This window comes from Sphingobium sp. TomMM7A, assembly GCF_055397305.1.
The window spans coordinates 239,002-251,159 of record NZ_AP027312.1; the positions used below are offsets into that span (position 1 = coordinate 239,002).

9 protein-coding genes are annotated in these 12,158 nt (G+C 62.8%); 5 read left to right on the forward strand and 4 right to left on the reverse strand.

Annotated elements, in window-relative coordinates; genetic code table 11:
- Positions 1 to 89 precede the first annotated feature (89 nt).
- From ACZ5ZH_RS13875 to ACZ5ZH_RS13895, 5 genes are all read left to right on the forward strand, one after another.
- Entirely contained in the window at positions 90 to 1,811 is a 1,722-nt protein-coding gene (locus ACZ5ZH_RS13875; RefSeq protein ID WP_464772683.1) for a methylmalonyl-CoA mutase family protein, read from the forward strand.
- 5 nt (positions 1,812 to 1,816) lie between these two features.
- Positions 1,817 to 2,242: a cobalamin B12-binding domain-containing protein gene (locus ACZ5ZH_RS13880; protein ID WP_460988696.1), complete on the forward strand. Its 426-nt coding sequence runs from the start codon at positions 1,817 to 1,819 to the stop codon at positions 2,240 to 2,242.
- A complete protein-coding gene (gene meaB, locus ACZ5ZH_RS13885) occupies positions 2,242 to 3,204 on the forward strand; it encodes a methylmalonyl Co-A mutase-associated GTPase MeaB (RefSeq protein ID WP_460988698.1) in 963 nt (320 codons plus the stop codon). Before ACZ5ZH_RS13880 ends, meaB begins: the two co-directional genes overlap by 1 nt.
- The gene (locus ACZ5ZH_RS13890; RefSeq protein ID WP_460988700.1) at positions 3,201 to 3,818 is read left to right on the forward strand and encodes an EthD domain-containing protein; all 618 of its coding nucleotides are present in this window, start codon (positions 3,201 to 3,203) and stop codon (positions 3,816 to 3,818) included. Before meaB ends, ACZ5ZH_RS13890 begins: the two co-directional genes overlap by 4 nt.
- 230 nt (positions 3,819 to 4,048) lie before the next feature.
- Complete coding sequence (locus ACZ5ZH_RS13895) at positions 4,049 to 6,427, forward strand: TonB-dependent receptor (protein WP_464772684.1); 2,379 nt, start codon at positions 4,049 to 4,051, stop codon at positions 6,425 to 6,427.
- 397 nt (positions 6,428 to 6,824) lie between these two features.
- On the opposite strand, the gene ACZ5ZH_RS13900 is transcribed toward ACZ5ZH_RS13895, so the two are convergent.
- From ACZ5ZH_RS13900 to ACZ5ZH_RS13915, 4 genes are read right to left on the reverse strand one after another with little or no spacing between them, the layout of a single operon-like run.
- Complete coding sequence (locus ACZ5ZH_RS13900; protein ID WP_464772685.1) at positions 6,825 to 7,616, reverse strand: SDR family NAD(P)-dependent oxidoreductase; 792 nt, start codon at positions 7,614 to 7,616, stop codon at positions 6,825 to 6,827.
- Positions 7,617 to 7,657: 41 nt separating this feature from the next.
- Positions 7,658 to 9,067 (reverse strand): efflux transporter outer membrane subunit, encoded by a 1,410-nt coding sequence (locus ACZ5ZH_RS13905; RefSeq protein WP_464772686.1) that lies wholly within the window; start codon positions 9,065 to 9,067, stop codon positions 7,658 to 7,660.
- Between the two features lie 8 nt (positions 9,068 to 9,075).
- Entirely contained in the window at positions 9,076 to 10,623 is a 1,548-nt protein-coding gene (locus ACZ5ZH_RS13910; protein ID WP_464772687.1) for an MDR family MFS transporter, read from the reverse strand.
- Positions 10,620 to 11,798 carry an HlyD family secretion protein gene (locus ACZ5ZH_RS13915; RefSeq protein WP_464772688.1) on the reverse strand — a complete coding sequence of 393 codons (1,179 nt, stop codon included), beginning with the start codon at positions 11,796 to 11,798 and terminating at the stop codon, positions 10,620 to 10,622. Before ACZ5ZH_RS13915 ends, ACZ5ZH_RS13910 begins: the two co-directional genes overlap by 4 nt.
- Positions 11,799 to 12,158 lie beyond the last annotated feature (360 nt).

Below are 12,158 nucleotides of genomic sequence, written 5' to 3' on the forward strand. Positions count from 1 at the left end.
ATCATGCGACAATCATGCGGCATTCTCCCGACGCTTCTTGAGCCCGCTCTCCCGCACCGGATAGCAATAAAGCCAAGGAGAGTGCCGTCATGAATCGCCCAACCGGACCCATCGTCCCCGCCACCAACACAATCGCGCAGGAAGAAGCGCGCTGGCAGCAGGAGACGCGCGGCCCCGCCATCGATGGGCGGCCGGAGCGCCGCGACCCCTTTGTGACGCAGGCGCTTAAATGGCCGATCAAGCCGCTCTACACGCCCGCCGATCTCGATGCGGTAGGCTTCGACTATAGCGCAGACCTCGGCTTCCCCGGCGAATATCCTTATACCCGCTCGACCCGCCCGAACGGCCATCGCTCCGATTTCTGGACGATGACCCAGGTCACCGGCTTCGGCAAAGGCGAGGACTGGGCAAAGCGCGCCCGCTACATGCTGGATCAGGGCCTCTCCGGCCTCATCCTCGAATATGACCTAGCCACCACCAACGGCTATGACAGCGACGATCCCGTAGTGGAGGGCGAAGTCGGCCGCGCAGGGATGGCGCTCGACAGCCTCGAAGACCTTGAAAAAGCCTTCGACCTCCCCTTCGACAAGCTCAAATATCTGATGAGCGTGTGCAATGCGCCGCAGCCGGTCAACCTAGCCATGATCATCGCCGCGCTGGAGAAAAAAGGCGTCGATCCGCAGGACTTTGTGCTGCACATCGTGAACGGCATCCTGATCGAATATACCTGCGTCGGCCGCTACATATATCCGCCTGAACATGGATTGCGGATCGCCACCGACTGCATCGAATATATCATCCGCAACCATCCCAATTGGGCGCCGATCTCCATCATCTCCGCCCAGCTTCAGCCCGCCAAGGCGAACCCGGTGCAGGAGATTGCCTATTCGCTTAGCATAGCCTGCGCGCATATCGACGCGGTGCTGGAGCGCGGTCTCGATATCGACACGGTCGCGCCCTACATCAATCACTTCGTCGTCAATGTGGACATGGATTTCTTCGAAGGCGTCTGCAAGCTGCGCGCCTTCCGCAAATGCTGGGCGCGGCTGATGAGGGAGCGCTATGGCGCGACCAAGCCCGAAGCGCTCAAAATCCGCATGATGACGTCCCCCACCACCATAGCGCTCACCCTCCAGCAGCCGCTCAACAACATCGCCCGGCTCGGCATCATGGCGACCGCCTGCGCGCTCGGCGGGGCAGGGGAGGCGATGACGACCCCCCTCTATGACGAGGCCCACGCCCTCCCAGCCGAAAACGCCATCCGCGTCGGCGCCGCGATCCAGCATATCGTCGCCCACGAAACCGGCGTCGCCGAGACCATCGATCCGCTGGCAGGCTCCTACTATGTCGAAACCCTCACCAAGCAGATGGAGGATGCCGCCTTCGCCGAAATGGACAAGATCTTCGCCATGGGCGGTGCACTGAAAGCCATCGAAACCGGCTATATCCAGCGCGCGCTCGGCCGCGAACAATATGAGCGCAACAAGGACGTAGAGGAGGGCCGCCGCAAATGGGTCGGCGTCAACCACCTCACTCGCGAGGATGAGGAGCGCGAAATCGAAATCTTCCGCCTCGACGATGCGATGGAGGAAGAGCAGATCCGCAAGGTCCGCGACCTGCGCGCCCGCCGCGACCAGCCCGCCGTCGACGCAGCCCTCAAGAAAGTCCGCGAAGCCGCCCGCACCGGCGCCAACATGGTCCCCCCCTGCCTCGAGGCGGTAAAGCTCTACGCCACGCACGGCGAAATCTGCAACGCGATGCGCGACGTCTTCGGCGTCCACAGCGCCGACAGCCAGTTGATGGGGATTTGACGCGTATGACCACATTCAAGCGCCCCCTGCGCGTCCTGCTCGCCAAGCTCGGCATGGACACGCACACCGTCGGCGTCACCGTCATCGGCCACGCCCTGCGCGAAGCGGGCATGGAGGTCATCTTCACCGGCCTCAAGCAAACCCCCGAAATGGTCTGCGCCGCCGCCGTGCAGGAGGATGTCGACGTCGTCGGCATCTCCACCCTGTCCGCCGGTCACACCCGTAGCCTGCCCAAGCTCGCCCGCCTGCTCCGCGAAGCAGGCGCGGGCGACAAGCTGCTGGTCGCGGGCGGCGTCATCCCCGAAGAGGACAAGCCGATCCTCGAAGACGCAGGCGTCGATCGCATCTTCACCATGGGTTCCGACACGCGCGACATTGTCGCCTATCTCGAAAGCTGGTGGGCGCAGCGACTGGCGGAGGACGCCGCCTGATGCCGCAGGGCGCGGCTGACATAGCCGACCGCCTTCTCGCCGGAGAAGTCGCGGCAGGCGCACGCGCCATCCGCTGGCTGGATGATCGCGACCCGCGCGGCGCGCAAGTGCTGGCCGCCATCTACCCGCACACCGGCCGCGCCCAGCTGGTCGGCGTCACCGGCCCGCCCGGCGCTGGCAAGTCCACCCTTACCGACGCTCTCGTCGCCGAATGGCGCAAGCGCGAACAGCGCGTCGCCGTCATCGCCGTCGATCCGTCCAGCCCCTTCACCGGCGGCGCGATCCTCGGCGACCGCGTCCGCATGAGCCGCCACGCGCTCGACCCCGGCGTCTTCATCCGCTCCCTCGGTACGCGGGGGCAGGCAGGCGGCCTGTCCCGCTCCACCCATGATGCGTGCCTCGTCTTCGACGCCATGGGCTATGACATCGTCCTGGTCGAAACCGTGGGAGTAGGGCAGGACGAAATCGACGTCGTGAACCTCGCCCACACCACCGTCATCGTCGCGGTTCCGGGCCTCGGCGACGAAATCCAGGCGGTGAAGGCGGGCCTTATGGAGGCAGGCGACATCTTCGTCGTCAATAAAGCCGACCGCGACGGCTATGACGCCACCCACCGCCAGATGGAACTGATGCTCCACCTGCGCGCCCAAACCGTCACGGACCAGCGCTGGGACGTGCCACTACTACGCGCCGTCGCCGCAAGAGGGGAGGGGGCGGACGCCATCGCCGACGCCATCGCCACCCATCGCGACTTCCTGCAAGAACATGGGGATTTCACCGCGCGCAGCCGCCTGCGCGCGAGGGAACAGGTCTTCTCGCTAGTCCGCGACGCCCTCGCATCCCGTGCAATGGCGCTATGCGGCGAGACCATACTCGATCAGGTCGAAACGCGGCAGCTTGATCCCTACGCCGCCGCAGAGCAAATTGTCACAGCCCTTTCTGCAAAGAGTGCCGCCGCATGACCAAGTCCATCTGTGCCCTCGCACATAAGCCGGGCACCACTCGCGAAGATTTCCAGCTTTATTATGAGGAAAATCACGCTCCGCTGGCGATCAGCTATTTCCCCTTCTCTGCCTACGCCCGCAACCACGTCACCGCAGACCAGTCATTCGGCTGGGACACGATCAGCGAATTCTGGGCCGACGATATAGAGGCAGCGGCGGCACTCATGGCCGGACCAGTGGGAAAGATCATGGCCGCTGATGAGGAACGCTTCATGAACCGGCCCCTCATCGCCTCGGCTGGGGTCGAAGAAGTCATCCTTTCCCCCGGAGACCCCGCCGGAACCGACGGCCGCCGAACCGCCTTGCTCGTTCAAAATTCCTCCGAAGGCGTCGATCTGCGCTTAACGGTGATGAAGTGGGCGGAGGGATTCGCCAAGGACATGCCCGGCGTTTCGATCGATTTTACGACCAACTGGACCGACCTCGCCTTTCCGGCAAAAGCCGTCCTGTGGCTGCCGGGATGCCAAGCCCAGGCCGCCATTCCGTACGGTCTTTCCACTCAAGCGCTGCTGCTCCGCCATGTCGCAACTCCGGCCGCGCAGTTGCCGGGCGGCCATTCCGCCCCTCGTTAGGCGCTAAGATTGCCGGTGTGCAAATGTGCAACAGCGTAGATATAAACGTCAGATAATACGCAGATTGACGCAATCATCCTTGATGTAAGCGATAATTGCGACTAACGGAGCTGCATCGGACATGTTTATCCATGTTCGGGGTCAACAGGCGCTTTTTCCCGTGTGGCGCATGCAGATAACGATAAAGACCGGGACTGTTGACTAAGAGCAGCATGTGTTTGGGAGGATGTATGAAGTCCATATTGCTTGCGGGGGTTACCGCAATTTTGGTGCCGTTTTCGGTTTCGGCGAACGCTCAGGAACAAAGCGCCGCGCAGGAACCATCGACCACTCTCGGTGACATCGTCGTAACTGCGCGCCGTTCCGCGGAAACGCTGCAGAACGTCCCTGTCGCCGTTACCGCGCTCAGCGGCGACTTCATCGAACGGCAGAACATCTCTGACCCGACCGATGTCCCCAATTTCGCGCCGAACATCACGATCGAACAGCAGCCGTCCAGCCTTTCGGCCGCGACCATCTACATTCGCGGCATCGGCAACAACGAACCTTCGGCCGTGTCTGAACAGGGCGTGGGCGTCTATCTCGACGGCGTTTACCTCGCCCGTGCCGCCGGTGCCGTGTTCGACCTTATCGATCTGGAACGGATCGAAGTGTTGCGCGGCCCCCAGGGCACGCTGTTCGGCCGCAACACCATCGGCGGCGCGCTCCAGCTGATCACCAAGAAGCCTGCCAACGACATGCATGTCACCGCGAAGGCGGGCTACGGCCGCTTCAACGAATGGTATGCCCGCGCGCGGCTGGACACCGGCTATATTCTGGGCGACGTGCTCAAGGCGTCGATCGCCTATCAGCATCGCCAGGGCGACGGCTATGTGAACAACACGCTCACCCCGGCTTCGCAGGACCCCGGCTCACTGAATGCGGATTCGGTCGCGATCGGTTTGCAGGCCGATCTGGGCGACCTGACGGTCAATTACAGCTTCGATTATGACAATCGTAAGGGCACGCCTGCCTTCTTCCAGATCGTCGCTGCCACCCCGTTGGCGCAGGACTATTATTCGCAGTCGCCCAGCTTCGGCGGCGCGCCGTTCCTCGTCAGCCCCGATCGCCAGGGCACGGTTCAGCAGGCGGGCTTCACCGACCGCAACGGCAACTTCCGCTATGGCAGCAAGACGCGCGTTCAGGGCCACGGGTTGACCCTCAGCTATGAAGCTATTCCTGAGCTTACGGTCAAGTCGATCACCGGCTACCGGAAGTTCTTCCAGGACACGATCCTGAACTTGTCGGGTAATGGCGTGCTGCGCGGGCCAGTGGTCAATTTTGGTTCTACAGACGTCACGATCGGTGATGTCGTGCCCTATACGGGTAACAACGCACCGCAGAAGCAATGGCAGTTCAGCCAGGAATTCCAGGCGCTCGGCAAGGTCGGTGATTTAAGCTACCTGCTCGGCATGTATTATTTCTACGAAAAATCGTCGGAATATAACCAGCAGGCGCTGACGGTTCTTACACCGATCGCCGGTCTACCCTTCCTTGGATTTTCGCAGACGGATACCGATCAAATTGCTGCGGCCAATCCAGGCCTCGCTACCGTTGGCGTAAACCTCGCTCCCGTTCAGGCATTCGGCGGCACGTCACAGTCGATGGCTGTGTTCGGTCAGGTTAGCTGGAAGCCGTCCTCGCTCGACGATAAACTGGAAGTCACGCTGGGCGGCCGTCACACCGCTGACGACAAGACCATCTATCTTAATGATGCCATCAATCCGATACAGCGTGGCCGTCGGAGCTTCGACAACTTCTCTTGGCTGGCGTCGGTCAGCTATGAGGTGATGGACGATGTCATGGTCTATGGCCGCGTATCGACCGGCTATCGTTCCGGCGGCATTAACCCGCGCGCCGGTGTCATCAACGGCTTCGATCCTGAAAAGGCGACGTCTTATGAAGCAGGCTTCAAGTCGCAATGGTTCGACAATCGCCTGCGCCTGAACGTCGCTGGCTACATCACCGACTATAACGATCTTCAGGTCCAGCAGTTCGCCGCAGGCAGCGGCGGCGCTACCTCGTTGATCGTCAATGCGGGCAAGGTGCGCCTGTCGGGCTTCGAAGCGGAACTGACGGCGGCCCCCTTCCGTGGCTTCCAGATCGACGGCTCGGTCGGTTATGTGAAACATGACTATAAGACCTTCCTCTTCCGCGATCCGGGCACCAACACGGTGGTCGATGTCGCTGACGAGGCACGGCCGCTCTACACGCCAAAGTGGAATGTCCATGTCGGCGCTGAATATTCGCACCCGATCGGCGGGGGTGACACGCTCGTGCGTCTGCGTGGCGACTATTCCTATCGCACGAAGATCTACTTCAACGCGCTCGACAACACTGCGCCGTTCAACGAACAGATCGTTTCGCCCAGCCAGACCAACGTAAAGGCGCGTCTGTCTGTCGAAGGCTTCGACCTTGGCGGCGGCAAGCTTGACGTAGGCATCTGGGGCGACAATCTGCTGAACCAGAAGCGGCTCGTTTACGGCATCGACTTCGGCGCCCTGGGCTTCGCAGGCGCGACGTTCAACAAGCCGACCTCCTACGGCGTGGATGCCAAGATCGCCTTCTGATCAGACCTCAAAATCCTCCCCGCGCGAAGCGTGGGGAGGGGGACCAGCCGCAGGCCGGTGGAGGGGAAATGGCACGACCTGTGAGATTTCCCCTCCACCCTTCGCTTCGCGAACGGTCCCCCTCCCCATCTCACGATGGGGAGGATCAATGTGCGCAAGCCACCTTTACTAAAGAACTGCCTTGCACTGCTCAGCCCGAACCGGGTCAAATGAACAACTAGAGCGGCGTGCTTTTTATCTGAATCCCTCAACCCCGTTCGGGCTGAGCTTGTCGAAGCCCTCTACTTTCTAAGAAGTGAAGCCGTTGGCTTCGCTGACCTTCGGTTCAACAGGCTCAGGGCGAGCGGTAAAGGGAGGTGGTGCCGATTTAACGCAGCGCGCTCTAAAAGACGCCCCCCTAACTAATCGTCGATCCGCCATCCACCGCGATGCACTGACCACTGATCCACTCACCGTCCCGGCTCGCCAACAACGCGACCATCGCCGCGATATCCTCCACCAGCCCAAGGCGCGGAGACCGCCCTTCCTCCAGCACCTGCTGCTGGAAATCCGTCGGCATCGTGGCGCGAAGCTCGGGCGTGATCACCAACCCCGGCATGATGGCATTGGCGCGAATACCCTGCTTGCCCCAGCCGCTGGCGACATGGCGCACCAGCGCGTTGATCCCGGCCTTCGCCATCGCGTAGCAGGGGCGCACCGGCTCCCCCGCGATCGCCGCGCCCGATGAGGTATAGATCATGGCCCCGCCGCCGCGCTCCAGCAGCTTGGGCAGGGCATGGCGCGTGATCCGCATCATGCCCTTCAAATTGACATCCAATGTGCGCTCCATCACCTCGTCGGTCACGGTCAGCGCGTTGGTGTCGGAAAACAGGATTTGCAGGTCGGCGAAATTGGCATGTACCGCGTCGATCCCGCCATATGTCTTCGCGGCCATATCGATCAGCGCCGCAATCGACGCGTCATCGGTCGCATCGAACGCGCATCCGGTCGCGCGGCTGCCCATCGCGGCGACCTCATCGACCAGGCTGTCGATCTTGTCCTTGTGATTGCCGGGCGCCGCGACGATCAGGGTCGCGCCCTCCGCCGCCAGCCGTAAAGCGGTCCCCCGCCCGATGCCGGTGGACGCGCCCGCAACGACGACGACCTTGTCCACCAGACGGCGGCAACCCATGGCCAAATCCGCGCTCATCCTGCCTCTCCTATTTTATTTCTATCCGTGATGAACTCGCCTCAGCGGCTGATCATCCCCTGCCACCCAAGCCCCAGCGCCTTCTGCACATTGATAAAGCTGACCGTCAGCCCCGCCGCCGCCTGAACCCTCGCCTGCGAAGCCGCCAAGACCAGACGACGTTGCTTCAAATAATCTATTCCTGAAATCGTCCCCGCCTGACTCCGTTGCCGCGCAAGCTCCGCTCCCATTGCCGCCTGCCGTTCGGCCCGCGCCAGATCGGACAGGCTCTCACGCTGCCGCTGAAAACGCGCCAGCGAACCCTCGGCATCCTGCAACGCGTTCAGCACCGCCGCGCGATAATCCGCCGCCGCTTCATCCCGCTGCGCCTCCGCCGCATCGATCCGCGCGCGGGCTTTTCCGAAATCCAGGAAAGACCAGCTGATGCGCGGCACCGCCGCCACCGTGAACTTGTCCAGATCGACCAAATCCTCCGGCGACGACCCGCCAAGCCCGATAAGCCCCAGGAAGCTGATGTGCGGAAAGCGCGCCGCATCCGCCACGCCGATCCGTGCGGTCTGGGCGGCCAGCTTGCGTTCCGCCGCCCTTATGTCGGGACGGCGCTGCAACAGGGCGGCCGGATCACTCACTGCGACCTCAGCGGGGGGCAGCGGCAAAGCAGCCGACGGATCGAGCAAGCTGTCCAGCGTCCCGGGAACAGCGCCGGTCAGCACCGCCAGCTTGTCCTTCAGCGCGTCGATATCGGCCCGCATCGGCGCCAACTGCGCGCGCGCTCGATCCCGGTCGGACTCCTGTTGCAGCAGCTCGCCTCGCGCAATCGTGCCCCGTTCAAAACGTTGCCGGGTGAGGGCGACCTCCTCATCCTGCAAAGCCAACGCCTCGACACCCAGAGACAGGCGCTGCTGCCGATCGCGTAGCTCGACATAGCTTTGCGCGACTTCCGCCGACAGGCTGACGCGGGCGTCGTCCAGCCCTGCCTCGCTCGCCGCGACATCGGCCCGCGTCGCCTCGACGGCTCGGCGGCTGCCGCCGAAAAGATCCAGTTCCCAACTTGCGTCGAAACCGACATTGTACAGGTCGAGCGTGGTGGCGCTCCCATCCTCCGACTGTCCGGGCAAGCGCGCCTTGGCATAGATGACTGAGCCGTTGACCGTTGGCAGCTCTTCCGCCCTCTTTTGGCGCAGGGCCGCGCGCGCCTGCCGGATGCGCGCCGCTGCGGCGTCCAGGCGAGGGTTCCCGGCCAGCGCCTGATCCATCAACTGGTTCAGCACCGGATCGCCAAGGCTCGTCCACCATGGCGCGGCCGCCTCCACTGACCCGGACCCGGCATCTCCCCGGACGAAATGCGGCGGTGGGGCAGGGGCCACGTCCGCAGGGCCGCGATAGTTGGGGCCAGCGGTGCAGGCCGTGGTCAGGAGCAAGGCAAAGGCAAAGGCGGATCGGTTACGCATCGACAATCTCAATGAGCGGCCACAGGCGCGGCATGCTGTGGCAGCGGGCGGAGGAAAAAGACGAGCGGCGCGGTGCACAGGATGGCGATGATCAGCATCCAGAACAGGTCGATAAAGGTCATGGTCAGCGCCTGCGTCTGAATGCCCTGTTCGATAATGCGGAACGCCGCATCGCGGCCGCCCAGCGCGAGCGCCTGCGCATCGACATAATGTTGAAGGTCAAGGCCATTGGCCGCCAGATTCTCCTCCATCCTGCGCGCATGAAGCCACAGCCGCTGGTCCTGCACTACCGCGATGCCAGCCAGCGCAAAGGAGCCGCCCAGATTGCGCGCGGCGTTGTAGAGGCCCGACGCGTCCGCAGCCAAAGACATGGGCACGGAACGGATCGCCGCCTGGTTCAGGAACATCATGACGCAGATGGTGCCGACGCCGCGCATCAACTGGGAATCGACGAAATCGGCGCCTGTGGACACCGACGTCAGTGATGTTTCGATATAGGTGCTGAGGATCAGCAGGACCAATCCGATCAGGACCGAAAGATGGATCGGTATGGTGCGGATCGCCCATGGCATGAACGGCATCATCAGCACCATCGGTACGCCCGACAGCAGTACGATCTGCCCCGACTGCAGCGCATTATAGCCTGCGATCAGCGTGAGGAATTGCGGGATCACATAGGATGTGCCGTAAATCACCATGCCGATCATCATCGCCATGATGAACACTGCGCCAAACTGCCGGTCCAGCAGCAGCCGCAGCCGGATCACCGGCCGTTTCGCCAGCAACTGCCCGGCCAGCAGCATGGCGAACCCCGCCACGGCCGTGATGGTCAGCCATATGATGGTCGATGACTCGAACCACTGCTCCCGCTCGCCCTCCTCCAGCACGACGGTAAGCCCGCCCAGCCCCAGGATAAGGCCGAACACGCCCAACCAGTCCGCCTCGCCGATAAGGTCAAGGCGCGGCCGCTCATAGGGAAGTGCGACCAGCAGCAGAAGCAGCAGAGCGATCCCGACCGGCAGGTTGAGGAAGAAGGCATAATGCCAACTGATATTCTCGGTCAGCCAGCCCCCCAGCACCGGCCCCATGATAGGCCCCAGGATCGCCGTGGCCCCGAACAGGGAATTACCCACAGCTTGCTGATGGCGCGGCAAGCGCGTCGCGATGATGGTCATCGCCGTGGGGATCAGCGCCCCGCCCGTAATGCCCTGACCGATCCGCCCCCCGATCATGACCGGCAATGTCTGCGCCATGCCGCAGATCATCGAAAAGCCCACAAAACCCACGGTGGCGATGAGTAGGAAATTGCGCAGGCCCAAAAGCCGCTGCAACCAGCCCGCCAAGGGAATGATGATGATTTCCGCGACGATGAACGACGTCGCGATCCAGGTTCCTTCCGTCCCGCTGGCGCCTATTTCGCCCTGGATGATCGGCAGGGCGGAATTGACGATGGAAATGTCGAGCATCGCCATCATCGCACCCAGCGTGCCAGCCGCCACCGCGAGCCAGTCCGCGACGCTTGCGCGCTCGGCTGTCTCAGGCTGGCCTGCGGTCACTTGGCGGCTTCCGGCCGAACCTGCTTGCTATTCTTCAGCCGTTCCACTTCTTCGCGGGCCGACCGGGTGTCCACCGAAACCTCCACCGACATGCCGGGCAGCAACAGCTTCTTGATCGACGGGTCGGCATCTATGGCGATGCGCACGGGCACGCGCTGCACGATCTTGGTGAAGTTGCCCGTCGCATTTTGCGGAGGCAGCAGCGAAAATTGCGCCCCGGTGCCGGGCGCAAGGCTGGCGACATGGCCATGCAGCGTCACCCCCGGCAAAGCGTCCACATCGATCTCCGCCGGTTGCCCCTGACGCATCAGGCCCAGTTGCGTTTCCTTGAAATTCGCTTCCAGATAAAGCTGCTCCACCGGCACGACCGACATCAGGCGCAGGCCGGGCTGCACGAACTGGCCGATGCGCGCCGAAAGATCGCCCACCCGCCCGGCGATGCTGGCGCGTATCACCATGTCCCGGACGTTGCGCTGCGCCGCGTCCAGCTGAGCCCGAGCGCTCTGGCCTTGCGCTTTCGCCTGCGCGATCTGGGCGCGCAGGCTGGCGATCCGCCGCTCCGCGCCCTGCGTCGATGCTTTCTGCGCCGCCACATCCTGCGCCGCCTGCGCCGCCTGGGTGCGAAGCGTCGCCAGCTTTTCAGCGGGTTCCGCGCCACTCGCCGCGAGCGGACTGTATCGCACAACTTCGGACGCTGCGTACCGCGCCTTCGTCTGCGCCGCCGCCAGCATCGCCCGCGCCTGCTCGATCGCCGCTTCCTGTTCCCCGATCATCGCTTCCGCATTGGCAGCGTTCGCCTGCGCCAGATTGATCTGCGCTTGCCCCTGCGCCGCCTGCGCCGGATAATCGGGCGCCTCGATCCGCAACAATGGCTGACCGGGCTTCACATCCTGATTTTCACGGACCAGCACTTCACTGACGTAACCGGACACCCGCGCCGAAACGGTGACGCTGTCGGCCTGCAAATAGGCGTCCTGCGTGCTTTGCTGATATTTGCCGTACAGCTGGTAACGAGCAAACCAGAACGCACCGGCTATAAGAACAACCACGGCCGCAATGCCCAGAACCAGGCCCAGCCTCCGCCGCTTCGGGCGGCTTGCCCCTTCGCCAATCGCATCGTCGGGGAGGGGCTCTGCATCGACCGCATCGGCCAACGACCCCTTTGGTTCTTTCATGGAAATCCTACCGTCTGGGCTTCGAAGCGATGACTTAAAGTTTGCCGCAGGCGGAAGGCAAGTTTTTTCCGACGCGGAATCGGAAATGAAATTATGTCAGCAGAAGGATGACGCTGAATCCCACTAGCGCGGACAGGCCGCTGGCCAGGCACAGCAATCGAAATGGACAGAGCAGAAATACCGAGCTGTCAGGTTCCATCCTCTTCCCCATTTTCTTCGGCGGGGTTGGATGGTTTATAGGCGATTTACGACCCATCGCCAAATGATTTGGACGGCCAGCAGTCGCCCTGTCGCGAAAATGGCAGACGGGCTCTTTTGCGCTTTCCTTACCGTCGGGATGGCGGCTATTCCGCTCACTTG

What these genes read in the sequence shown, in the direction of transcription:
- ACZ5ZH_RS13905 (WP_464772686.1), bottom strand. Translation starts at nt 9,067, where the DNA reads ATGCGTAACCGATCCGCCTTTGCCTTTGCCTTGCTCCTGACCACGGCC.
- ACZ5ZH_RS13900 (WP_464772685.1), bottom strand. Translation starts at nt 7,616, where the DNA reads ATGAGCGCGGATTTGGCCATGGGTTGCCGCCGTCTGGTGGACAAGGTC.
- ACZ5ZH_RS13880 (WP_460988696.1), top strand. Translation starts at nt 1,817, where the DNA reads ATGACCACATTCAAGCGCCCCCTGCGCGTCCTGCTCGCCAAGCTCGGC.
- ACZ5ZH_RS13895 (WP_464772684.1), top strand. Translation starts at nt 4,049, where the DNA reads ATGAAGTCCATATTGCTTGCGGGGGTTACCGCAATTTTGGTGCCGTTT.
- ACZ5ZH_RS13915 (WP_464772688.1), bottom strand. Translation starts at nt 11,798, where the DNA reads ATGAAAGAACCAAAGGGGTCGTTGGCCGATGCGGTCGATGCAGAGCCC.
- meaB (WP_460988698.1), top strand. Translation starts at nt 2,242, where the DNA reads ATGCCGCAGGGCGCGGCTGACATAGCCGACCGCCTTCTCGCCGGAGAA.
- ACZ5ZH_RS13890 (WP_460988700.1), top strand. Translation starts at nt 3,201, where the DNA reads ATGACCAAGTCCATCTGTGCCCTCGCACATAAGCCGGGCACCACTCGC.
- ACZ5ZH_RS13875 (WP_464772683.1), top strand. Translation starts at nt 90, where the DNA reads ATGAATCGCCCAACCGGACCCATCGTCCCCGCCACCAACACAATCGCG.